We start from the raw sequence: 23,389 nt of genomic DNA, 5'->3' as shown, positions 1-23,389 counted from the left end.
GACGACGAGCACCGGGTGTGGTCGAGGCGAGTGCGGTCACCAGGCTGCTCCGAGGTTCGCGGTGGGGTCGTCCACCAGGTCGAACGCGTCGACCGGGCCGGTGAACAGCGTGCTGGGACCCGGGCCGTGGCCGAACAGCCGGCAGTCGCCCGTGGTGATCGCGCCGATCGCGACGTACCCCGGCCGGTGGCCGCGGCCGAAGCGGTGGTCCTGGTCCTCCAGCGCCACCAGGTCGCCGATCCGCAGGCCCGTCACGCCCATCAGGTCGGTGTTGGCGAACTCCGACACCATGCCGGTGCCCGCGCCGACCGCCGACGCGGGCACCCGCGCCGCGACCGACACCCGCAGCCTGCCGTCCGGCGCGGTGTCCACGGGCAACGCCGGCAGCAGGTCCGGGTCCAGGTTCTTCACCACCACGGACGGGTGGTCGAGCAGCACCAACCCCTGACCGCGCGCCCGGATCGACACCCGGTCACCCGGCACGACCTCCTCCGCGCCGTCCAGGTCGACCAGCACGTACGCGTGCTGCCCGATGACCCGGCCGACCGGCATCCATCCACTCAGGACGGTCACCGGATTGCCCACGCAGGTGAGGAACTGGAGCGCGTTGTTCGCCTCCGGGTCCGGGTGCCACACGGACAACCCCGGCTCCAGGTGGTCGGCCGCGTGCCCGGTCGCCGGGTCGCCGACCCGCACGCCGAGCGTGACGCCGCCCATGCCGGGCAGCAGGAACGGCGCGCCGTCGCCGTCGACCCGGTAGCCGAACCGGTCGCCGCGCGGCGGGCACACCTCGCCCACCAGCACCTGCGTCAGCAACCGGTCGGCGTTGGTGCGGGGCGTCATCGCGGACCGAACCGGAAGCCGTGACCGCGCACGGCGGGCGCGGTGACCGAGCCGTTCCACACGTTCATGATCGGCTGGGACCGCAGCTCGGCGCCCACCCCGTCCACGGTCGCCAGCAGGTCGAACACGGACTGGGTGAACCGGGCGCCGGCCACCGGCTCGCCCAGCGCGCCGTCGGTGATCCGGAAGCAGGCGTCCCGGCTCACCCCGGTGATGGTGCCCGCCTGGCGGTCGACCAGTCGGGTGTACCAGAAGCGTTCCACGTACAGCCCGTCGTCGACGCCCGCGATCAGCGAGGCCTCGGTCTCGGTGCCCGCCGCCATCACCACGTTCGCCGCGACCGTCGCCGGCGCCGCCTCCCGCGCCACGTGCGCGTGCCCGGTGCGCTCGGTGACCGCGGCGCCGACGAGCCCGTCGGTCAGCAGCGGCACCACCACCTTCGGCGTGCCCAGCTGGTCGAACGGGATCGGCAGCCCGAACGGGTGGAACGCGTCGTCGGCCACCGTGACCAGCCGGGACGCCGCCCGCCCACCGGCACGGCCGGCCACCACGCCGACACCGGCGTCCGCCAGCCCGCCCTCGAACCCCAGCACGCCGAGGAACCCGAGCAGCTCGCCGGTCGCCTCGGGTCCGAGCACGACCGTGTACTGCCCGTCGGGCAGCGGTCGCCGGCCGCGGGACCGGACCGCCCGCTCGACGGTGCCCGCCACGTCCACGCCGAGCGCGTCACTCGACCGGTGCAGGTTCGCCCAGTGGGCGGAGCCGTCCCGGTCGCCGACGGTGAGGCTGCCGATCGCCTCGGTCGCCAGCACGTGCCGCAGCGTCCCGGCACTGCTCGCCACCGCGAGCTGGGTCAGCGCCCGACCCACCATGCCCGCCGCCGTGGTGCCGGCCGCCCGGGCCCGACCCATCGCGTCGGCGGCGATCGCGACCCGGGCGCCCGCGTCGAACGCCTCCGTGTCCGCGTGCCGCAGCACCTGGTCGTCGGCGCCCGGCTCGCCGGAAACCCAGGCGCCACCGGGTTTTCCGGCCGTGCGGGCCAGGTCGCGGGCGATGGCGGTGGCCCGGCGCACCGCGTCGGGCACCCGGTCGACCCGACTGGTCGACACCCTGGCAGCGTGCCCGGCCACGACCGCGCGCACCACCACCTGGTGCTCGGTGATGTCCTGCGGCTGGTGGACCCGCTCGCCCGCGAACCTGGTGTACTCGCCGGCCCGCGCGAGCAGCGTGGCGTCGACGTGGTCGGCCGCGACGTCGCGGACCGCCGAGGCGAGCAGTTCCCGGGCGCGGTCCGGGTCGACCGGTGCGGCGAACGACATCACGCCACCCCCACCCGGACGCCGCGCACCAGCGTGGACGGCGCGCCGTGGCTCAGGAAGCTCCACTGCTTGGGCTCGCCCTTGCCGCACGGGTAGCCGAAGATCCTCAGGTCGTCCGCCACGGCCTCCACCGATCCCCAGAACGCCGGCGTGACACCGCCGTAGGAGAAGTTCTTCAGCAGCCGACCGCGCCGACCGCCGCGCACCTCGTAGGCGACCTCGGTGCCGAACTGGAAGTTCAGCCGCCGCTCGTCGATGGACCACGACCGGTTGTCCTCGGCGTAGTAGCCGTCGCCGAGCCGCTCGCACAACTCGTCCAGCGTGCCCTCGCCGGGTTCCAGGTAGACGTGCGTGGCGAAGCAGACCGGCGTGTAGGCCCACCCGTCGGACCGCGCCGCGCCGGTGAGCGCCGCGCCCGTCCGCCCCGCCGAGTCCAGTGTGGACAGCGTGTTCCGGACGACGCCGCGGTCGATCAGCGTGCTGCGGCGGGCGGGTGTGCCCTCGTCGTCGTAGGCGAAGCTGCCGCGCGTGCCCGGCACGGTGGGGTCGCTGGTGATCGTGACGGCCGGCGAGCCGTACCGCAGCGAGCCGATGTCGCCGACGCCGATGAACGACGTGCCGGCGAAGTTGGCCTCGTCGCCCAGCATCCGGTCGAGCTCCAGCGCGTGCCCGGCGGACTCGTGGATCTGCAACGACATCTGCTGCCCGCCCAGCACCACGTCGGCGGTGCCGGACGGCGCGACGGGCGCGGTGAGCAGCGCGACGGCCTCCTCGCCGACCCGCGCGGCGTTGGCCACCAGGTCGCGGGCCTCCACGAACTCCCAGCCGGCCGCGCCGGTGTCGCCGTGGAACGAGTTGGGGTAGCTGCGCCGCTGCACGTCGCCGTGCCCGGCCGCCATCACCAGCACCAGCACGCCCGACTCCAGGAAGTGCTGGTGCTGCCGGGAACCCGCGAGGTTGCCGAAGTGCCGGTGCTGCCGCTTGGCGTTCACCCCGGCCTGCGCCGACACCACCTCGCGCGGCGCGGCGGCCGCGTCCAGCGCGTCGGACAGCAGCGCCTGCCGCACCTCCTCGGACACCGCGAACGGGTCCCGCGCCACGACCGTCTCGTACCGCCCGCTGCTCGGCTCCAGCACCGGCAGCCGGACCGGCGCCGACGTGCCCTTGGCCGCCACGGCGAGCGCGTGCGCCCGTCGGGCCGCCGCGACCGCGTCCGCGCCGTCGGCCAGCGGGCGGGCGGCGAACCCCCACACCCCGTCGACCAGCACCCGCACCCCGATGCCGAGCGAGTGCTCGAGCCGTTCGTCCACGTCCGCGCCGAGCTGCCGGTACACCCGCAGCTCCTCGGCCTCGACCAGCCGGACGTCGGCGTGCTCGGCCCGACCGTCCAGCTCCTCCAGCGCCACCTCCACCAGTGCCCGCGCGGTGGCGTCGTCGGCGAGCGAACCCCAGCCGTGCGCGCTCACGCCACGTCCCCGGCCACGTCGTCGGCCAGCGGGAAGTCGACCCACGCGCGCCGGCGGAAGGACGCCTCGAAGGCGTTGACGGTTTCCTGGACCAGCGCGCCCTGCGCGAAGTCGCCCTGGTTGACGTCGCCGCCGTCGAGCAGCTCGGTGGTGAAGTCGGCGCACAGGTTCGCGTAGAACAGCGAGTCCCAGTCCTCGGCGGAATCGCCGCCCGGCGGGAAGAACTCCCGCGGGATCTCCCGTTCCACGAACTCCACGTCGTCCTTGGTGGCGGTGCGGATGGTCTGACAGATGCCCGCCTCCTCGACGAGCCGGACGATCAGCGCGCCCTCCGAGCCGTAGAACCGGGCCTCGATGCCGGGCAGGTTGCCGACCGTGACGTAGGAGGACTGGATCGAGCCGAGCATCCCGCCGTCGAACTCGCAGATCCACATGTCGCCGTCGTCGATGTTCAGCCGCTGGCTGCGGCCCGTGGCGCGGACGACGCGCTCGGGCACGAAGTTGCGCATGGTGCCGACCACGGACGTGAGCCCGGCGTCCGCCCACCAGTGCATGATGTCGATGATCGGCGCGCCGTAGCCCTCGATGGACGAGGTCGCCAGCACGGCGGGGTCGGCGTCCGGGTCGACCTGGCGCATCGGCGTTGCCGGGTCGATCCACTGGCTGTTCTGCTCGAACCCGTTGAACACGTACGGGGTGCCGATGAACCCGGCGTCGATGAGGCTCTTGGCGTACCGGACGGCCGGCGCGTAGCGGAACGTGAAGCCGAGCTTGGTCTTGAGGCCCTTGGCCCGCGCGGCCTCGGCGAGCCGGCGCGTCTCCCGGTAGTCGCGGTGCACGGGCTTCTCGCACAGCACGTGCTTGCCCGCCTCGATGGCCGCCTCGGACACCTCGAAGTGCGCGGTGTTGGCGGTGGCCACGTCGATCACGTCGATCGACGGGTCGTCCAGCAGCTCGCGGTAGTCGGTGGTCAACCGGCCGATCCCGAACCGGCGGCCGGCGTCGGCGAGCACGTCGGCGTCGGTGTCGACCAGCGCGACCACCTCGACCCGCTCGTCGCGCTGCCACCCCGGCACGTGCGCCCGCTGCGCCCACCTGCCGGCACCGACGACCGCGACCCTGAGCCTGTCCATGCGCCACTTCCCTCCGCTCGGTGTCCCGACCGTAGGCCGACTGTCGATTGCCGACAATCGACAATGACAGTGACCCCGGTCACAGCGCTACCGACCGAGCTCGCGAGTCCCGCCCACCACCGGCCCGCGAATCGATACCATTCGAAGCCGACCTGAGCCGGAGTCGAAAGGACGACAGTGGAAACGCTCGCGTTCCAGTCAGAGGCTCGTCAGCTGTTGCAGCTGATGATCCACTCGATCTACTCGAACAAGGACACGTTCCTGCGCGAGTTGGTCTCCAACGCCTCCGACGCGTTGGACAAGCTGAGGCTGGAGTCGTTCCGCGACAAGGACCTCGTCGCGGACACCTCGGACCTGCACGTGGCCATCGAGGTCGACCGCGAGCAGCGCTTGCTGACCGTGCGGGACAACGGCATCGGCATGACCCACGACGACGTGGTCGCGCTGATCGGCACCATCGCGAAGTCCGGCACGGCCGAGTTCGTCCGCCAGGTCAAGGAGTCGCAGGACGCCGCCGCGCAGGACCTGATCGGTCAGTTCGGCATCGGCTTCTACTCGACGTTCATGGTCGCGGACAAGGTCACCCTGGTGACCAGGCACCCGCGGTCCGAGCGCGGCGTGCGGTGGGAGTCCACCGGCGAGAGCACGTACACGATCGAAGACGTGGACGACGCGCCGCAGGGCACCGCCGTGACGCTGCACCTGAAGCCGGCCGACGAGGAGGACCACCTCGCCGACTACACCTCCACCGCCAAGATCACCGAGATCGTCAAGCGGTACGCGGACTTCATCACCTGGCCGGTCCGGTTGGCGGGCGAGGACGGCGCGGAGCCGACCACCGTCAACTCGCGCAAGGCGCTGTGGGCGCGCCCGTCCAGCGAGGTGACCGAGGAGGAGTACGCCGAGTTCTACCGGCACGTCAGCCACGACTGGAACAAGCCGCTGGAGACGATCCGGGTCCAGGCCGAGGGCACCTTCGAGTACCAGGCGCTGCTGTTCCTGCCGTCCCAGGCGCCGCTCGACCTGTTCATGCGCGAGCGCAAGCGCGGCGTGCAGCTCTACGTGAAGCGCGTCTTCATCATGGACGACTGCGAAGAGCTGATGCCGGAGTACCTCCGGTTCGTCAAGGGCGTGGTGGACGCCCAGGACCTGTCGCTCAACGCGTCCCGGGAGATCCTCCAGCAGGACCGCCGGATCCAGCTGGTGCGCCGCCGGCTGGTGCGCAAGGTGCTCCAGACCGTCAAGTCGATGATGACCGAGAAGCCCGAGGCGTACGCGACGTTCTGGCGCGAACTGGGCGGCGCGGTCAAGGAGGGCCTGCTCTCCGACACCGACAACCGCGACTCGATCCTGGCCATCGCCTCGTTCGACTCGACGCACGACGCGGACGCGCAGACCACGCTCGCGCAGTACGTCGAGCGGATGAAGGAGGGTCAGCAGCACATCTACTACATGACGGGTGACTCGCGGGCCGCCATCGAGCAGTCGCCGCACCTGGAGGCCTTGCGCGCCAAGGACTTCGAGGTGCTGGTGCTGACCGACCCGGTGGACGAGATGTGGGTCGACGCGGTGCCCGGGTTCGAGGGGAAGACCTTCCGGTCGGTCGCCAAGGGCCAGGTGGACCTGGAGACCGACGAGGAGAAGGTCCAGGCCGAGGAGCGGAAGAAGGACTTCGCGGACCTGCTGGCGTGGATGGGCGCGACGCTCGCGGAGAAGGTGAAGGAGGTGCGCCTGTCGACCAGGCTCACCACCTCGCCCGCGTGCGTCGTCGGCGACACCCACGACATCACGCCCACCCTGGAGAAGATGTACCGGGCGATGGGCCAGGAACTGCCGCAGATCAAGCGGATCCTCGAGCTGAACCCGGACCACCCGCTCGTCGTCGCGCTGCACCGGGCGTACGGCGAGCGCGAGGACCGGACCGGGCTCGCGGACACCGTGGAGCTGCTGCACGGCATGGCGCTGCTCGCCGAGGGCGGCGACCTGGGCGACCCGTTCCGGTTCTCCCGGCTGCTGGGCGAGCACCTCGAGCGCTCGCTCTGACCGGTCGGCGCCGGGGGCTCCGCGGAGTCCCCGGCGTCAGGCCCGGGCACTCCACCTCCCGTCGTGCCGGCTCACCCGGATCGGGTGCTCGAACGCCGCCGAGACGTGCTCCGTGGTCACGACGTCGGCCACCGGCCCGGCCGCGACCACCCTGCCGCGGGAGATCAGCAGCGCGTGCGTGGTGGTCGACGGCAGCTCCTCCAGGTGGTGCGTGACCAGCACGGACGCGATGTCGGGGTGCGTGTCGTCCAGGCCGTCGAGGGTGGTCAGCAGCTGCTCGCGGGCGGCGACGTCGAGGCCCGTGGACGGCTCGTCCAGCAGCAGCAGTCGTGGCTCGGCGACCAGGGCGCGGGCCAGCAGCACGCGACCCCGTTCGCCCTGGGAGAGCACCGGCCAGCGCTCGTCCTCCTTGTGCGCCAGGCCGAGGCGGGTCAGCAGCGTGCCGGCGCGGGCGAGCTGATCGGCGTCGGGCCGCCACCGCGAGGGCACCTCGACGCTGCCGGTGAGCCCGGTCAGCACCACCTCCCGCACGGTCAGCGGTGAGCGCAGCGGGTGCCGCGGGTTGACGTGGCCGATGCGCCGGCGCAACGCCTGGAGTTCGACCCGGCCGAACGTCTCCCCCAGCACCCGCACCACGCCGGACGACGGGTGGGTCACCGCGCCGCAGAACCCGAGCAGGGTGCTCTTGCCCGCGCCGTTGGGCCCGAGCAGCGCCCAGTGCTCGCCCTCGCGCACGGTGAACGACACGCCGTGCAGGATCTTCTTGCCGTCCCGGCGGAACGTGACGTCGTCCAGCTCCACGACGGCGGTCACCCGAACACCTCCGCCAGCGCGGTGAGGTGCACCCGGCTCGCGGCCGCGGCGGCTCCCGGGTCCCGGGCCGCGATCGCCTCGACCAGGTCGGCGTGCGCGGCGTGGTCGGCATCCGGGTCGGGCAGCGGTCGCACGCGCAGCGCGGCCACCATCGCCGACCGCACGCGCGGCACGAACGTGTCGAACAGCTCCAGCAGCACCTCGTTGTGTGCGGCCACGACGACCACGCGGTGGAACGCCATGTCCGCGTCGACCAGGTGCTCCGGTCGTTCGCGTTCGGCGAGGGCTCGGCGCAACGCCCGCAGGTCCGCCGGCGTGCGTCGGGACGCGGCGAGCCTGGCGGCTTCGGCCTCGACCGCGATCCGCGCCTCGACCACCGCCACCGCGTCCACCCGCCCGAGCACCGCGTCCCAGTCCTCGACCACGTCCAGCGCGGCGACGAACACGCCCGCGCCCTGCCGGGACTCCAGCACGCCCCGGCCTGCCAGCTCGCGGACCGCTTCGCGCACCGTCGACCGGCCCACGTCCAGCTGGGCCGCGAGCGTCGTCTCGCCCGGCAGCTTCGAGCCCAGTGCCCACTCACCCGCCCGCACCCTCGCCAGCAGCGCCTCCGCTGCCCGCGCGGCGAGCGGCCGTCGTGCCACGGCCACCCTGCACTCCTCTACTTGTCTGAGGAGTGCAGGGTAGCCCGACCGGTGGCGCGACCGGTCGCACGGGGGGTACTACGCGGCGGAGAGCAGGTGGTCGACCTCGCGCTGGCGCGTCGCCGGGTCGTTGAAGTAGGCCGTGTGACCCACCTCGTGCGACACGATCAGCCGGGAGCCCTGGATCTGGCAGGCCAGGCCGATCGCCCACGGCAGCGGCGTGGACGGGTCGTGCTCACCGCCGACGACGAGCACGTTGGACACGCCGCGGACCGGGTAGTTGCCCCACGGGTAGTTGGCCTTGACCGGCCAACCCGCACACCCGGCCTGCACGTCCCAGCCCTCGACGTAGCCCCTGGTGACCGGTGCCAGCCGCAGGGCTTCCTGCCGACGGGCGGTCAGGTCCGCGAGGCTGCGCACGTCGCTCGGGAAGTCGTGGCACGCGATGACGCGGTAGGCCGCGTCCGTGTGCGCCCCGGCGAAGCGCGCCGCGTTCGGCGTCGGGGTGAGCACCTCGGTCAGGACCTGAGCCAGCGGCGCCCAGTTGTCCCGGAGGTAGATCGCGGAGTACACGGCGTACCCGATCTCCTCCGCCGAGACGCCGTCCGGGATGCCCTCGGCCGGGATCGGGGTCCGCTCCGCGCGTTCCAGCAGCGCGCGGTACTCGGCGACGACGTCGTGACCGTGCAGCGCGCACGACGTGTCCTCCGCGCACCACTTCGCGAAGAGGCGGAAGACGTCCTCGTAGACGCGCGTCTCGTCCGCGACCATCCGACGCGGGCCGAGCGCGTGGTCTACCGCGCCGTCGAGCACCGCCGACCGGACCCGGTTCGGGAACAGCCGGGCGTAGGTCGAGCCCAGCAGCGTGCCGTAGGACAGGCCGAGCCAGCTGACCTTGGACTCGCCGAGCGCGATCCGCACCGCGTCGAAGTCCTTGGCGGTGTTGACGGTGTCGGCGTGGTCGATCAGCGGGCCGGTCGCCTGCCGGCACGACTGCGCCACCTCGCGGTTGTAGGCCACCAACCGCTGGAACTGCTCCTCCGTGCGGGGGAACTGGGTGATCTTCGGGTCCTGCGGCGGCTTCGGGCAGGTGATCGCCGGGACACTGTCACCCACGCCGCGCGGGTCGACGCCGACGATGTCGAACCTGGCCCGCAGGTCCGCCGGGAACGCCTCCTGGACCTCGTCGCGCACCACCGAGACGGCGGGCGCGCCGGGTCCGCCGAAGTTGATGAACAGCGCGCCGATCCGGCGGGCCGGGTCGGCCGCGGACACCCGTGCCACGGCCACCGAGATCCGGCCGGCGTTCGGCTTCGTCCAGTCCAACGGGACGGACACCGAGCCGCACTGGGCACCGGAGTTCCCACAGCTGCGCCATTCCACGCCCGGCGGCGCCGCCTGGGCGGCGGCGGGAACGGCCACGACGGACGCCCCCACCGCGACGAGCAACGCGATTGCACGTTTCATGAAATCCCCTCGTTTGTCGGGTGGGGCAGATCTTGGCGGCACCGCGGCGCTGCGGTCGTCAACCGGCGGGCTGACCCGGGGTCATTCTGTCGACCGATCGTGTGACACTGTCATCTTGACAGTGTCATTGCTCGCCGGCAGTATCGACCACGTGACCGACGACGAGCTGTGGACGATCGACCAGCTCCCGACCCAGGTCGCCGCGCTGTTGGCCGAGAACTACGACGGTCAGCCCAGCGGCCGGGTCCGGGAGCTGCCGAACGGTCGCGCCATCCGGTGGTACACCACCATCGGCCTGGTCGACCGGCCGGCGGGCAACCGGGGGCGCGCCGCCCTGTACGGGACGCGCCACCTGCTGCAACTCGTCGCGGTCAAGAAGCTCCAGGCGGCCGGGCACACCCTGGCCGAGATCCAGGCCATGACGGTCGGGGCGTCCGACCGCACCCTGGCCGAGCTGGCGGGCCTGCCCCACCTGAACCTGACCGACGAGACGGTTCCCCGCACCGACGCCTTCTGGCGCCTGCGCCCGGAGGTGGGCGGCGTCCTGGCGCCACCCACTCCCCCACCCGACGAACCGCCCGCCCCACCCGCACCGAGCCCGACGACCTGGGGCGCGGTGCAACCCGATTCCCCTTCCCCCGCTTCAGGTTCCGCCGCGGCGTCCGCACCGCCGGGCTCCACACCGGCCGGTTCCGCCCCTCCCGACCCGACCACCCCTCCCGCCACCGTCCCTCCGACCACCAGCCGTCCCCGACCGGTCCCGTCCCTGACGCTGTCGTCGACCGTCGTCCCGAGCGTCCGGCTCGGTGACAGTGTCACCGTCGTGCTCACCGGCGCGGACCGCGTGCCCGACCAAGCCGAGTTGGCGGCCATCACCGCCGCCGCGGCACCACTGCTCGACCTGCTCGGCCGCCTGGGCCTGGCGCCCACCACCGGAGAGGACAACGGATGACCACCCGCATCGCGCCCATCGAGGACTTCGTCCCCCGGCCGTCCGAGGCCGCCGGGGCCGCCGAGGACGGTCTGGGCTGCCTGCGCACCGAGCGCGGCAACCTGCCACTGGAGGAGGTGGCCGTCCGCGCGACGGTCACCGGCCTCGCCTCGCTCACCACGCTCACCCAGGTGTTCCGCAACCCGCACGACGAGCCGATCGAGGCGACGTACGTCTTCCCGCTGCCGTCCCGCTCGGCGGTGACGGCGCTGCGCATGGAGGCCGACGACCGCGTGGTGGAGGGTGTGCTGAAGGAGCGCGGCGCCGCGCGCGCCGACTACGACGAGGCGATCGCCGACGGCAGACGCGCGGCCATCGCCGAGGAGGAGCGGCCCGGGGTGTTCACCACCCGCGTCGGCAACGTGCTCCCCGGCGAGCGGGTGACGGTGCGGCTGACGCTGGCCGGCGTGCTGGCGTACGAGGACGACGCGGCCACCTACCGGTTCCCGCTCGTGGTCGCGCCGCGCTACATCCCCGGCACGCCGCTGCCCGGCGGTCAGGTGGGCGCCGGGGTCGCCTCGGACACCGACGCGGTGCCCGACGCGTCGCGGATCAGCCCGCCGGTGCTGCTGCCCGGTTTCCCGAACCCGGTGAGGCTGTCGCTGGAGGTCGAGGTCGACCCGGCCGGGCTGCCCCGGGCCACGCCGTCGTCCAGCCTGCACGCGGTGCTCACCGAGGAGACCGCGAGCGGCTTCCGGGTGCGGGTCGAGCCGGGTGCCCGGGTGGACCGGGACTTCGTGCTGCGCCTGAGGTTCGCCGACGCCGGCGTGGTGCGCACGGCGCTCGCGGTGCGCCCGGACGAGGCCGGCGGCGCGGGCACGTTCGCGCTGACCGTGCTGCCGCCCGAGGCGGTCGCCACGCGTCCGCGCGACGTCGTGCTGGTGCTCGACCGCTCGGGCTCGATGCACGGCTGGAAGATGGTGGCCGCGCGTCGGGCCGCGAGCCGGATCGTGGACTCGCTGACCGCCGCCGACCGGTTCGCCGTGCTGGCCTTCGACGGCCGCGTCGACACCCCCGACGCGCTGCCGTCCGGTCTGGTCGACGCGACCGACCGCAACCGCTACCGCGCGGTGGAGTTCCTGGCGGGCGTCGACGCGCGCGGCGGCACCGAAATGCTCGAGCCGCTGCGCCGGGCGGGCGCGCTGGTGGGCGCCGCGGGCGACCGCGAACGCGTCGTGGTGCTGGTGACCGACGGCCAGATCGGCGACGAGGACCGCCTGCTGCGCGAACTCTCGGCGGTCCTGGCGGGCGTGCGGGTGCACACCGTGGGCATCGACCAGGCGGTCAACGAGGCGTTCCTGCGCCGGTTGGCCAGCTCGACCGGCCGCTGCGAACTGGTGGAGTCCGAGGACAGGCTGGACGAGGCCATGCGCCGCGTCCACCACCGCATCGGCGCTCCGGTGCTGACCGGGCTGGCGGTCCGCGCCGCGGGCCTGGCGGTGGACCTGGCTTCCCTTGCCCCACAACCACTTCCCGACCTGTTCGCGGGCGCGCCGATCCTCCTGACCGGCCGCTACACCGGCGAACCGACCGGCGCGGTGGAGCTCACCGGTTCCGGAGGCTGGCACGAGGAGCCGGCCGCCGTGCCGAGCGACAACCCGGCGCTGCCCGCCCTGTGGGCCCGGGCGAAGGTCCGCGACCTGGAGGACGAATACGTCGTCGGCACGAGCGACCCCCACGACCTGGAGCAGCGCATCGTAGCCACCTCCCTCCGCTTCGGCGTCCTCTCCCGCTTCACCGCGTTCGTGGCGGTGGACCAGCGGGTGGTCAACGAGTCCGGCCAGGTCCGCAGCATCACGCAACCGGTCGAACTCCCCGCCGGCTGGACCGACCAGGCCGCGGCCTTCGGCGGCGGCGCCATGCCCGCCTTCGCCCCGACCAAGCCCGCCATGCCTCTGAGCGCGGCCCCGGCCGGCGCCGCACCCCGACTCCGCGCCCGAGCGTCCGCACCGAAACTCAGCGCCCCCGCCTCCATTCCCCCACCCGCCCCTGCTCCCGCACCCGCGCCGGCCGCGGACCTGGCCCGAGCCGAAGCCTCCTTCCCGTCCCCGCCCCCGTCGCTCAGCCCGGCCGTCCCTCCGGCCCCGGACCTGACGACCTTCCTGACGGCGCGGGTGGAGTCACTCCGCAAGGCAAGCCACCTCGACCCGACCGCCCAGTCCGCCGCCCTGACCCACCTGGCCGAGGAACTGGCCCACCACAACGCCGCCTGGCGCGCGGCGGGCGTCCCGTCCGCAACCCTGGAAAAGCTGGAGGCCTTGACCACCACCCTGACCACACCCACCACCAATACGGCCGACCTGCTGCACCACACGATCACCACCCTGGAAGCCTTGATCACCCCACCCCGCCGCCGCCCGTTCTGGAAGCGATGACCCATGCTGACCAGGGCTTGTCCGGTTGCCGTCGAGCCAGAGGGGCAGACCGGCGCCAGTACGGACGACAAGGGAGCAGCAAGCGACCTCGCCGTAACGGCCGACCACCCGCCCCGACCTCGTCGGTGGCGGCCACGGATCGCCCCGCTGTCGTGGACCTTGCCGGTGCCGGTCACCGGTAAGGCCGGGCGAGCGCACAACCGCCAACGGCCTGCCGCCTTCGTCACCGCCGAGGCGGCCCTGCCGGCCAGTCGGCTGTCGCCCGGTGATCACGCCACCTCGGCCCTCCGCGTAAGCCTTCGACCGTGCGGCGGCGATCCGATCCGCGCGTTCCGGGCTGACGACCACGATTCCCCGACAGCGCGACCTCCGCCGGGACCGGGGATCCTGTTACACCCTGTCCACGATCACCGCATCCGATCGTGATCGCGGACATCCCGGCCCGGCACACCGGCCACCGGCCACCGGCCACCGATGCAGCCGAGCACTGGCGGCAGCTGCGGGTCACCCCCGCTGGGCCGGCGGTGTGCGGCGCCCGCATGGGCCACGCCCGCCGACGGCGAGGTGGGATCTTGGCGCTCAGTCCGCCGTGCGGCCGGCCAAGCCTCCGTCACCTCTTCGTTGTTCCTGATCAGGGAACTGTGGTCGATGAGCAGCGGTTCGGTCTGGTCGCGGCCGCGCGCACCGCCGGGCACCGGGTCGCCTACCAAGCCGCACACCGTTCTCCAGCAACGCACACAGTTCGCTGCCAAGGCCGAGGGGATGCTCGATGCGCACCACAGCCCCGGTGTTCCGGGATCGGCGCGCGCGTGCGCCCGCACCTCACCGCCCACAAGGCGACGGCGCGGGCGCCGACCGCTCCCGATCCCTCACCTCGTCGCGACCGACCACCGCGGCCAGGACACCGGGCGACACCTCGATCAGCTCCTCGCGACGCAAGCTCTCAGTCTCCTGACCGCGAGTGACCGCCCGCGAGCCGCGGCCTGCGGGTCGTCAGGTGCGGCGGAGGGCGAGGACGCAGATGTCGTCGTCGCCCTGGGGTTCCATCGAGCCGATCACCCACGGCGCCAGGTGGTGCGGGTGCCGGGGCAGGTGGGGCGTGGCGAGCAGGGCGCACAGCGTGGCCGTGCCCTCGTAGAGGTCGCGGTCGCGGCGTTCCACCAGGCCGTCGGTGAAGCAGAGCACCAGGTCCTCGCGGGCCAGGGTCAGGTGGTGGGTGCGGTAGGCGTGGTCGGGCACCGCGCCGAGGATCGGGCCGTGCTGGTGCGGCACGTACGCCGGTCTGGTGGTCGAGGTGATCAGCACCGGGTGCGGGTGGCCGGCGTTGGCGTACTCGAGCAGTCCGGTGGGCGGCGTGTACACGCCGTAGAAGGCGGTGGTGAGGGCCAGTTCCGGGTCGACGTGGACCAGGCGGTTGAGCTGGCCCAGGACGTAGTCGGGGTTCGGGTTCTGCAAGGCGTAGGCGCGGATCGCGTTGCGGACCCGGCCCATGGTGGCGGCGGCGTCGATGTCGTGGCCGACGACGTCGCCGACCACCAGCGCGACGCGGTCGCCGGTGACGGCGAACACGTCGTAGAAGTCGCCGCCGACGCCGACCTCACCGTCCGCCGGGCGGTAGACGGCGGCGACCTCCGCGTTCGGCACGGCCGGGATGCGGGGTGGCAGGAGGGCTTGCTGGAGGCGCAGGACGAGGCGGCGTTCGGCGGCCAGGTCGTCGGTGGCGATGTCGGCTCGGCGGGACGCGGCGCGGGGGGGGGGGGGCGCGGGGCGGGGGGCGGTGGGGGGGGGGGTGGTTGGGGGGGGGGGGGTGGGGGGGGGGTGGGGGGGGGGGGTGGGGGGGCGGGTCGGGGGGCGGGTCGGGCGGCGCCACGTTCACGTGGCGCGCCCTCTTGCCCTCAAGGGCTTGGTCCGCGTTCGGACACATCGCGCGCCGGCCACCTCGCGCCACCTCCCGCCTGGTTGGCCCAGACCATCCCGGGCGGCCCCCAACCTCGCGCGGCCCAACCTCGCGCGACCCAATCTCGGGCCGCCCGGTTTCGGGCGATCCCTCGCCTCGTGCGGGCGTCCTGCGCGGCACCTGTTTGCGGAGGTCTCTGTTTGGCGTGGTCCGGCTGGCGAAGGGCCGACCCGCGCGGTCCCCCTGTGTGGCGCGGCTCGTCGTGTGGGCGGGGATTGTTCAACAATTCTTCGATTCTACGTGGGGGCGATCCCACTTTTCGGGATTGGGGGATTGTTGAACGATTCTACTTGTCTACGAGGTGTCACACTGTCGGGTGGTTGTTGGATTGTTGAACGAGTACCCAGGGTGAGCGGGAGTTGACCTCCAGTAAGGTGCAGGTTTTATGGTCGAACGCATGGTCGTGAAGCTGAACCACACCATCGTCGCCGCCCGTGACGCGCGGGTCACCGCGGACTTCCTGAGCGAGGTCCTCGGTTTCGCGCCCGCCGAGCCGTTCGGGCCGTTCCTGTCCATCCACACCGACAACGAGGTCACCCTCGACGTCCTCACCACCACCGACGACATCGCGCCGCAGCACTACGCGTTCCTCGTCTCGGAGGAGGAGTTCGACGTCATCTTCGCCCGCGTCCGCGCCACCGGCGGCCGGTACTGGGCGGACCCCTTCCACCAGCACCCCGACGAGATCAACCACGCCGACGGCGGGCGCGGGGTGTACTTCGAGGACCCGTCCGGGCACAACCTGGAGATCATCACCCGCCCCTACGGCGGTTAATACAGGTGTGGTCGTGCGCGAGGCCGAGAAGGATCGACGCATGACCTCACGAGTCCGGCACATCACCGTCGACTGCGCCGATCCCCACGCGCTCGCCCGCTTCTGGAGCGACGTCACCGGCCGCCCGCTCTCCGACGACGACAACCCCGGCGACCCCGAGGTCTTCCTCGACCTCGGGGCCGGTCCGGGGTTGCTGTTCGTCCGGGTGCCCGAGCCGAAGGCCGGCAAGAACCGGGTGCACCTCGACGTCCAGCCCGACACGACCCGCGACGCGGAGGTCGACCGACTCCTCCACCTGGGCGCACGGCTCGAGGACGACCGGCGCCGCCCGGACGGCACCGGCTGGGTCGTCCTCGCCGACCCCGAGGGCAACGAGTTCTGCGTGGAGCGGAGCGCGGCCGAACGCAGCGCAGCCGAACCATCCACAACCGCCTAGGCACGGTCACCCACAAGCACCAAGGCGTTGTCCACAGACACCGCCGGGTTGTCCACAATCCGCAGGTCACCATCCACAGGCCACTGCGGCCCACCGCACCCCGCCGCGACGCCAGCCTCCGCTCGGGTGACGCACGGCGATCGACACCGCCCGGAGTGAGGCCGGCGTCACGTCCGCGGGCGGTCCGGTGAACACGCACGTTCCGCAAGGACCAATCAAGGTAGGAATCACGACCAGGTCTCACCCGGAAAGCCCAACCCTCCGCGACCAGCCGTAACCGCACTGCACTCGAAGGTGGCATCAAGGAGTCAACCGGGCAGTTGACGGGTTACTGTCGCCTGGTCGGGGATGGAAGCGTGACCAGAACGTAGCGCCTTGCGGCGTGCCGCCAGAAACGTGGAGACTGCGCCCGGACCATGACTGCCAACGCCGTGCTGAGCCCCATCCCCAGCCCCCCACACCGGGAACCGCCGCCCGGGGTCACCGCCATGGTGCGGATGATCCGGGAGAGCTTCGCGGTGGTGGAGCCGCGCTCCGAAGAAGTCGCGAAGTTCTTCTACGGGATGCTCTTCAGCCTCGCGCCGACCACCCGCGAGATGTTCCCCGCGAACATGGAGGTGCAGCGCAGCCGCCTGCTGCGCGCCCTCGTGCACGTGGTGCAGATGGTCGACCGCCCGGACGACCTCATCCCGTTCCTGCGCCAACTCGGCCGCGACCACCGCAAGTTCGGTGTGATCAACTCGCACTACGAGTCGGTCGGCACCGCGCTGCTGGCGGCCGTGAAGAAGTACGCCGGCCCCGCGTGGACGCCCCAGGTCGAGATGGCCTGGGCCGAGGCCTACACGATCATGGCCCGCGCCATGCAGGAGGCGGCGGCGGCCGACGACGGCCCGGCCTACTGGCACGCGACCGTCCTGGAGCACCAGCGGGTGAGCCGGGACCTGGCCGTGGTGCGCCTCCAGCCGGACCACCCGGTCAACTACCGCGCCGGCCAGTACGTCAGCGTCGAGACGCCGCAGCGCTCGCGCCTCTGGCGCTACTACACGCCGGCCAACGCGCCGCGCGAAGACGGCATCATCGAGTTCCACATCCGGTCCGTCGAGGGCGGCTGGGTGAGCCGCTCGGTCGTCGGCCACACCAGGGCGGGCGACGTGTGGCGCATCGGTCCGCCGATGGGTCGCCTCGCGGTCGACCGCACGTCCGGCCGCGACGTGCTGATGGTCGCCGGCGGCACGGGTGTCGCGCCCATGCACGCGATCATCGACGAGCTGGCGCAGTGGGGCGAGAACCCGCGCGTGCACCTGTTCGTCGGCGGGCGCACCCGCGAGGACCTCTACGACCTGGACAACCTGCAACGGGTCGCGGCCAGCAACCCGTGGCTGACGGTCGTGCCGGTGCTGGAGTCGGACCCCGGCGCGCGCGGCGTCGAGCAGGGCACGCTCGCGGACGTCGTCACGCGCTACGGCGCGTGGGAGGAGCGGGACGTGCTCGTGTGCGGGTCGCCGGGGATGATCCGGGCCACCGTGTCGCGCATGCTCGTCGCCGGCACGCCGCTGGACCGGATCCGCTACGACCCGTTCACGCTGGACTGACGCGCTAGCGCTGCTTGGGCTTCCACACGACCAGCGCGGTTTCGTGCCGCACCGGCACGAGGTCGCGGCGGTACGAGGCGTGCACCGACGCCGCGGCCGCCTCGGCGGCGGCCATCGCGGACGCCAACCGCTCGGTCAGCTCCTGCACCTGTGCGCGCAGCGCGCCGACCTCGTGCTCCAGCTCGATGATCCGCTTGATCCCGGCGAGGTTCACGCCCTCCTCCTGGGACAGGCGCTGCACCTCCCGCAGCACCACGATGTCGCGCATCGAGTACCGCCTCCCGCCACCGGACGTCCGGCCGGGCGACACGAGGCCCAGCCGGTCGTACGAGCGCAGCGTCTGCGCGTGCAGACCGGAGAGCTGCGCCGCCACGGAGATCACGAAGAACGGGGTGTCCTCGTCGGTGCCGGGCGGGAACGGGAAAGTCATGTCGACCTCTTCTCCACCAGGGTGTTGATCTCCGGTCGGGGGTCGTGGTCCTCGGTGGCCGCGGCGTAGGCCTCGAGGGCTTCCTTCGCGGCCGGGTCGAGCTTGTTCGGCACGGACACCTGGAGCGTCACCAGCAGGTCGCCGACCTTGCCGTCGCGCTTCTCGACGCCCTTGCCCTTGGCGCGCATGACCCTTCCGGTGGCGGTGCCGGCCGGGACCTTGAAGGTCACCTTGCTCTCGAGCGTCGGCACCGTCAACGTCGTGCCGAGGGCCAGTTCGGCGAAGGTCACCGGCACGGTCAGCGTCAGGTCGTTGCCCGAGCGGCCGAACAGCGGGTGCGGGTTGACGTGCACCCGGACGTACAGGTCGCCCGCCGGCGCCCCGTTGCGGCCCGGTTCGCCCTGGCCCGCCAGCCGGATGCGCTGCCCGTCCTCGACGCCTGCGGGGATGCGGATGGTCAGGGTGCGGGTTTTCGTGCTCACGCCGTCGCCGCCGCACTCGGGGCACGGGTCGTCGATGATCCGACCGGTGCCGCGACAGTCCCGGCACGGCTCGGAGAACGCGAACGCGCCCTGGTTGCGGGTGATCAACCCGGCGCCCGAGCAGGTCGGACAGGTCCGCGGCGTGGTGCCGGGCTTGGCGCCGGAACCCGCGCACGTGCCGCAGGTCGACGGCGAGGACAGCCGCATGGGCACGGTCGCGCCCTTGACCGCCTCGGTGAAGTCGATCCGGACGTCGGTTTCCACGTCCTCGCCGCGCCGTGGCCGGTTGGCCGCGCCGGTGCCGCCGCCGCGCTGGCGGTTGAACAGACCGCCGAGCAGGTCGCCGAGCCCACCCGCGCCGCCGCCCGCCTGCTGCTGGCGGTTGAACAGGTCGCCGACGTCGAAGCCGCCACCGGAGCCGAAACCGCCGGGGAACCCGCCGCCGCCCGCGAACAGCCGGCGCGCCTCGTCGTACTGCTTGCGCTTCGCGGCGTCGGACAGCACGCCGTAGGCCTCGGACACGGCCTTGAACCGCGCCTCGGCCTTGGTGTCGCCGGGGTTGGCGTCCGGGTGGAGTTCCCGGGCCAGCTTCCGGTACGCCTTCTTGATCTCGTCGGCCGAGGCGTCCGAGGAGACGCCCAACTCGCGGTAGAAGTCCTTTTCGATCCAGTCCCTGGCGCTCACCGCCAACGTCCCCTCTGTGTTGGATTGCCGCGACTCCGTCGCGGCGGCTCGGTCGCCTGGAAGTCGACCATCCGCCGCCGATTTCTCCTCGATCGAAAAGCGTGATCGAGGAGAAATGGGCAGCGGATGATCGACGCGACCTCGCGGTGGGTCGGTGTCGGCGGTCCGTCTTCGAGAGCCGACTGGGTTCCCGGTGGATCCCCACCTGTGGTGGGTGTCCGTTGGGGGTGTGCCGGTGCCCGCTGCCGGGCGGGTTTCCGGCCGGTCGGTGCGCCGGAGGGCGGTTCCCCGTTTCGGCGGGGAACCGCCTGTGGTCAGGCTTCCGGGGTCGGCTGGTCTGGTGCGGGCGGTTCCGGTGACGGCTCGTGGTCGGTCACGCCCACCAAGGCCGGGCGGAGTACGCGGTCGCCGAAGCGGTAGCCGCGGCGGAGGACGGCGGTGACCGTCGGGCCGGACACGTCCGGCGAGGTGGAGTGCTGGACGGCCTCGTGGACGGAGGGGTCGAACTCCTCGCCCTCGTGGCCGAACGGCTCCAGGCCGGTCGAGTGCAGCGCGTTGACCAGCTTGTCCGCCACCGCCTTGAACGCGCCGGTCAGGTCGCCGTGCGCGGCGGCCCGCTCGACGTCGTCCAGCACGCCCAGGAGTTCGTTCGCCACCTGCGCCTTGGCGCCGTTGACCACGGCCTCGCGGTCGCGCTCGACGCGCTTGCGGTAGTTGGCGTACTCGGCCTGGAGGCGCTGGAGGTCGGCGGTCCGCTCGTCGAGCTGGAGCTTCAGCTCGGCGGCCTGGTCGACCTCGGGCGCCGCGGACTCCTCGGGGGCGGCGTGCTTGCCGCCCTCGGGGGTCTCCGACTCCTCGACCTGGGTCACGCGCACCTCTCCCGTCTCCGGGTCGATCCGACGTCGGTCGTGCACGACCACGTTCGGCTGCTCGTCGGGGGTGGTCGTCACTTCTTCTCGTCCTCGTCGACGATCTCGGCGTCGACCACGTCGTCCGCCTTGGCGTCACCGGTGGTCGCACCGCCGGCCGCACCCGGCGCGCCCGCGTCCGCGGTCGGCGTGGCGCCCGCGTAGAGGGACTGGCCGATGGCCTGCGACTCGGTCGCGAGCTTCTCCACGGCGGCGCGGACGGCCGCGATGTCGGTGCCCTTGAGCGCCTCGGTGGTCTCGGCCAGGGCCGCGTTCACCTTGTCCTTGACCTCGGACGGCAGCTTCTCGTCGTTTTCCTTGATGACCTTCTCGGTCTGGTAGACGAGGGTTTCGGCCTGGTTGCGGACCTCGGCCTCGTCTCGACGGCGCTTGTCCTCCTCGGCGTGCGCCTCGGCGTCCTTGACCATGCGCTCGATGTCGTCCTTCGGCAGCGCGGAGCCGCCGGAGATCGTCATCGACTGCTCCTTGCCGGTGCCCTTGTCCTTGGCGGACACGTGCACGATGCCGTTCGCGTCGATGTCGAAGGTGACCTCGATCTGCGGGACGCCGCGCGGCGCCGGCGGGAGGCCGGTCAGCTCGAACATGCCGAGCTTCTTGTTGTCCGCGGCGAAGTCGCGCTCGCCCTGGAAGACCTGGATCTGCACGGACGGCTGGTTGTCGTCGGCCGTCGTGAAGGTCTCGGACTTCTTGGTCGGGATCGTCGTGTTGCGCTCGATGAGCTTGGTCATCACGCCGCCCTTGGTCTCGATGCCCAGGGACAGCGGGGTGACGTCGAGCAGCAGGACGTCCTTGACCTCGCCCTTCAGCACACCGGCCTGGAGCGCCGCGCCGACCGCGACGACCTCGTCCGGGTTCACGCCCTTGTTCGGCTCGCGGCCGCCGGTCAGCTCCTTGACCAGCTCGGCCACGGCGGGCATGCGGGTCGAGCCGCCGACGAGCACCACGTGGTCGATGTTGCCGACCGAGATGCCGGCGTCCTTGATCACGTTGTTGAACGGCGCGCGGGTGCGCTCCAGCAGGTCGTTCGTGATGCGCTGGAACTCGGCCCGGGACAGCGTCTCGTCCAGGAACAGCGGGTTCTTGTCGCCGTCGACGGTGATGTAAGGGAGGTTGATGGTGGCGTTGTTCGAGCTGGACAGCTCGATCTTCGCCTTCTCCGCGGCCTCGCGGATCCGCTGGAGCGCCATCTTGTCCTTGGTCAGGTCGATGCCGTTGCTCTGGCGGAACCGCTCGACCAGCCAGTCCACGACGCGCTGGTCCCAGTCGTCGCCGCCGAGGTGGTTGTCACCGGAGGTCGCGCGGACCTCGACGACGCCGTCGCCCAGCTCCAGCAGCGAGACGTCGAACGTGCCGCCGCCGAGGTCGAAGACCAGGATCGTCTGCTCGGTCTCGCCCTTGTCCAGGCCGTAGGCCAGCGCGGCGGAGGTCGGCTCGTTGACGATGCGGAGCACGTTGAGGCCCGCGATCTGGCCGGCCTCCTTGGTCGCCTGGCGCTGCGAGTCCTCGAAGTAGGCCGGGACGGTGATCACCGCGTCGGTGATCTCCTCGCCCAGGTACGCCTCGGCGTCGCGCTTGAGCTTCATCAGCACGCGCGCGGAGATCTCCTGCGGCGTGTACTTCTTGCCGTCGATCTCGGTCGTCCAGTCGGTGCCGATGTGGCGCTTGACGGACCGGATCGTCCGGTCGACGTTGGTCACCGCCTGGTTCTTGGCGGGCTGACCGGTGAGCACCTCGCCGTTCTTGGCGAAGGCCACGATGGACGGGGTGGTGCGCGACCCCTCGGAGTTGGCGATGACCGTCGGCTCGCCACCTTCGAGAACCGCGACGACGGAGTTGGTCGTCCCCAGGTCGATGCCGACCGCTCGCGCCATGGATTCCTCCTGGTAGTACGTGTGTGAGAGCCCTGCGTTGAGCGGGCCCGGCTCAAGTTTGCCAGGTGGGCCGTACTTGAGTCCACCCGGCTCAAGGTTTCTGATCCGTCCAACGTGCGGGGTGGGGGTGGTGTTCCCGGCGGGCCGGTCACGATCGGGTGATGCGGGCCACGTCGGAAGGGGTGGGGACGCAGGTCGGCCCCACCCCGGTGGACGGTCGGGGGTGGGGCCGGTGGCACGCGGGTTCGGCTAGGCGGTGCGCAGGACGACGTTGCCGCTCTTGGTGTCCAGGACGATCTCGGCGGTGCCGTTCGGGTCGTCGGCCACCGAGACCCGGTTGTCGCCGGAGCCCGCGTCGGTGCGCACGTGGTACTTGCCCTGCGGCACCGTCACGTTGACGTCGCCCGAGCTGGCGTCGGCCTTGACGTTCTGCGCGGTCGCCATGGTGACGCTGATGTCGCCGGACCTGCCGTCGACGGTCACCGGACCCTTCATGTCGGTCAGCGTCGTGGTGCCGGAGCCGACCAGGGCGGTGAACGCGCCGGACACGTCGGAGGCCACGACGTCGCCGGACTTGGCGTCCAGGTGGACCGGGCCGGAGACCTTGCGGAGCGTGGCGGTGCCGGAACTGATGCTCAGCTCCACGGAGGCCACGCCCTCCACCCGCACGTCGCCCGACGAGCTGTCGCCGGTGACCTTGGTGTCCGCGGAGGGCACCGTGACGTCGTAGGAGACCGAGCACTGGTTGTCGCAACCGTCCAGGACCAGGGTCGAGCCCTCGACGCGGGTCGTCGGGTCGGTCGGCTTGTCGGCGTTCTTCGGGTAGTTGATCACGCGGCGGACGACCGTGTCCTTGACGCCGTCGGCGCTGCGGATGGTGACCTCGCCGGAGTCGTTCTGCACCCGGATCGTGGTGATCCGGTCGGTCACGGTGCTCTCGTCCCTGGCGGTCTGCTGGACGAGCCGGACGCAGGACGTGAGCGAACCGGCCACGGCCACTCCCGCGACCAGCCACAACGCGACTCGGTTGACCACCACTGCCCCCTCAGGCATCGGGATTTCCGCTGGGCCGAAAGGGTTTCGCCGATCAGCCGGGTTGATGGGACAAAGCTATGCGGCAGCGGGGACGGGACACACCG

General features: G+C 72.2%; 19 protein-coding genes. 6 read left to right on the top strand and 13 right to left on the bottom strand.

Annotation, left to right across the window (positions count from 1 at the left end):
• Positions 1–36 precede the first annotated feature (36 nt).
• Genes AB0G50_RS03095 through AB0G50_RS03080 form a run of 4 tightly spaced genes read right to left on the bottom strand, consistent with a single transcriptional unit; the run spans position 37 to position 4,761 of the window.
• A complete protein-coding gene (locus AB0G50_RS03095; protein ID WP_360101626.1) occupies positions 37–843 on the bottom strand; it encodes a DUF4438 domain-containing protein in 807 nt (268 codons plus the stop codon).
• Positions 840–2,162, bottom strand: a complete 1,323-nt coding sequence (locus AB0G50_RS03090) for a metallopeptidase TldD-related protein (RefSeq protein WP_360101624.1) — start codon at positions 2,160–2,162, stop codon at positions 840–842. Before AB0G50_RS03090 ends, AB0G50_RS03095 begins: the two co-directional genes overlap by 4 nt.
• Positions 2,162–3,628 carry a TldD/PmbA family protein gene (locus tag AB0G50_RS03085; RefSeq protein WP_360101622.1) on the bottom strand — a complete coding sequence of 489 codons (1,467 nt, stop codon included), beginning with the start codon at positions 3,626–3,628 and terminating at the stop codon, positions 2,162–2,164. Before AB0G50_RS03085 ends, AB0G50_RS03090 begins: the two co-directional genes overlap by 1 nt.
• Positions 3,625–4,761 (bottom strand): Gfo/Idh/MocA family oxidoreductase, encoded by a 1,137-nt coding sequence (locus AB0G50_RS03080; RefSeq protein WP_360101620.1) that lies wholly within the window; start codon positions 4,759–4,761, stop codon positions 3,625–3,627. Before AB0G50_RS03080 ends, AB0G50_RS03085 begins: the two co-directional genes overlap by 4 nt.
• A gap of 177 nt (positions 4,762–4,938) precedes the next feature.
• On the opposite strand from AB0G50_RS03080, the gene htpG reads away from it, so the two are divergent.
• Positions 4,939–6,804 (top strand): molecular chaperone HtpG, encoded by a 1,866-nt coding sequence (gene htpG / locus AB0G50_RS03075; RefSeq protein WP_360101618.1) that lies wholly within the window; start codon positions 4,939–4,941, stop codon positions 6,802–6,804.
• 36 nt (positions 6,805–6,840) lie between these two features.
• On the opposite strand, the gene AB0G50_RS03070 is transcribed toward htpG, so the two are convergent.
• The 3 genes from AB0G50_RS03070 to AB0G50_RS03060 form a co-directional block, all read right to left on the bottom strand.
• Entirely contained in the window at positions 6,841–7,617 is a 777-nt protein-coding gene (locus AB0G50_RS03070; protein WP_360101616.1) for an ATP-binding cassette domain-containing protein, read from the bottom strand.
• Positions 7,614–8,267, bottom strand: a complete 654-nt coding sequence (locus AB0G50_RS03065) for an FCD domain-containing protein (protein ID WP_360101614.1) — start codon at positions 8,265–8,267, stop codon at positions 7,614–7,616. Before AB0G50_RS03065 ends, AB0G50_RS03070 begins: the two co-directional genes overlap by 4 nt.
• A 72-nt stretch (positions 8,268–8,339) precedes the next feature.
• On the bottom strand, positions 8,340–9,728 hold the full coding sequence (locus AB0G50_RS03060) for an alpha/beta fold hydrolase (RefSeq protein ID WP_360101612.1): 1,389 nt from the start codon (positions 9,726–9,728) through the stop codon (positions 8,340–8,342).
• A gap of 151 nt (positions 9,729–9,879) precedes the next feature.
• Between AB0G50_RS03060 and AB0G50_RS03055 the strand changes: the two genes are divergently transcribed.
• Both AB0G50_RS03055 and AB0G50_RS03050 read left to right on the top strand, forming a co-directional pair.
• A complete protein-coding gene (locus AB0G50_RS03055; protein WP_360101610.1) occupies positions 9,880–10,680 on the top strand; it encodes a MerR family transcriptional regulator in 801 nt (266 codons plus the stop codon).
• Positions 10,677–13,094: a VIT domain-containing protein gene (locus AB0G50_RS03050; RefSeq protein ID WP_360101608.1), complete on the top strand. Its 2,418-nt coding sequence runs from the start codon at positions 10,677–10,679 to the stop codon at positions 13,092–13,094. The genes AB0G50_RS03055 and AB0G50_RS03050 overlap by 4 nt, the downstream gene beginning before the upstream one ends.
• Positions 13,095–14,087: 993 nt before the next feature.
• On the opposite strand, the gene AB0G50_RS03045 is transcribed toward AB0G50_RS03050, so the two are convergent.
• Positions 14,088–14,738 carry a PP2C family protein-serine/threonine phosphatase gene (locus AB0G50_RS03045; protein ID WP_360101606.1) on the bottom strand — a complete coding sequence of 217 codons (651 nt, stop codon included), beginning with the start codon at positions 14,736–14,738 and terminating at the stop codon, positions 14,088–14,090.
• A 710-nt stretch (positions 14,739–15,448) separates the two neighbouring features.
• Between AB0G50_RS03045 and AB0G50_RS03040 the strand changes: the two genes are divergently transcribed.
• From AB0G50_RS03040 to AB0G50_RS03030, 3 genes are all read left to right on the top strand, one after another.
• Positions 15,449–15,826, top strand: a complete 378-nt coding sequence (locus AB0G50_RS03040) for a VOC family protein (protein WP_360101846.1) — start codon at positions 15,449–15,451, stop codon at positions 15,824–15,826.
• A 40-nt stretch (positions 15,827–15,866) separates the two neighbouring features.
• A complete protein-coding gene (locus AB0G50_RS03035; RefSeq protein WP_360101604.1) occupies positions 15,867–16,262 on the top strand; it encodes a VOC family protein in 396 nt (131 codons plus the stop codon).
• Between the two features lie 488 nt (positions 16,263–16,750).
• Positions 16,751–17,854: an FAD-binding oxidoreductase gene (locus tag AB0G50_RS03030; RefSeq protein WP_360101844.1), complete on the top strand. Its 1,104-nt coding sequence runs from the start codon at positions 16,751–16,753 to the stop codon at positions 17,852–17,854.
• Between the two features lie 4 nt (positions 17,855–17,858).
• Here the strand turns inward: AB0G50_RS03030 and AB0G50_RS03025 are convergent, their stop codons facing one another.
• The 5 genes from AB0G50_RS03025 to AB0G50_RS03005 all read right to left on the bottom strand — a co-directional run bounded on the left by AB0G50_RS03025 (position 17,859) and on the right by AB0G50_RS03005 (position 23,303).
• Complete coding sequence (locus tag AB0G50_RS03025) at positions 17,859–18,284, bottom strand: helix-turn-helix transcriptional regulator (RefSeq protein ID WP_360101602.1); 426 nt, start codon at positions 18,282–18,284, stop codon at positions 17,859–17,861.
• Positions 18,281–19,450, bottom strand: a complete 1,170-nt coding sequence (dnaJ, locus tag AB0G50_RS03020) for a molecular chaperone DnaJ (RefSeq protein ID WP_360101600.1) — start codon at positions 19,448–19,450, stop codon at positions 18,281–18,283. Before dnaJ ends, AB0G50_RS03025 begins: the two co-directional genes overlap by 4 nt.
• Positions 19,451–19,764: 314 nt before the next feature.
• Positions 19,765–20,400, bottom strand: a complete 636-nt coding sequence (gene grpE / locus AB0G50_RS03015; RefSeq protein ID WP_360101598.1) for a nucleotide exchange factor GrpE — start codon at positions 20,398–20,400, stop codon at positions 19,765–19,767.
• Entirely contained in the window at positions 20,397–22,250 is a 1,854-nt protein-coding gene (gene dnaK / locus AB0G50_RS03010; protein WP_360101596.1) for a molecular chaperone DnaK, read from the bottom strand. Before dnaK ends, grpE begins: the two co-directional genes overlap by 4 nt.
• Positions 22,251–22,499: 249 nt before the next feature.
• The gene (locus tag AB0G50_RS03005) at positions 22,500–23,303 is read right to left on the bottom strand and encodes a DUF4097 family beta strand repeat-containing protein (RefSeq protein ID WP_360101594.1); all 804 of its coding nucleotides are present in this window, start codon (positions 23,301–23,303) and stop codon (positions 22,500–22,502) included.
• Positions 23,304–23,389 lie beyond the last annotated feature (86 nt).

It is taken from the genome of Actinosynnema sp. NPDC020468, assembly GCF_040642015.1.
GTDB lineage: Bacteria > Actinomycetota > Actinomycetes > Mycobacteriales > Pseudonocardiaceae > Actinosynnema.
This window is presented reverse-complemented; position numbering and strand designations above follow the sequence as displayed.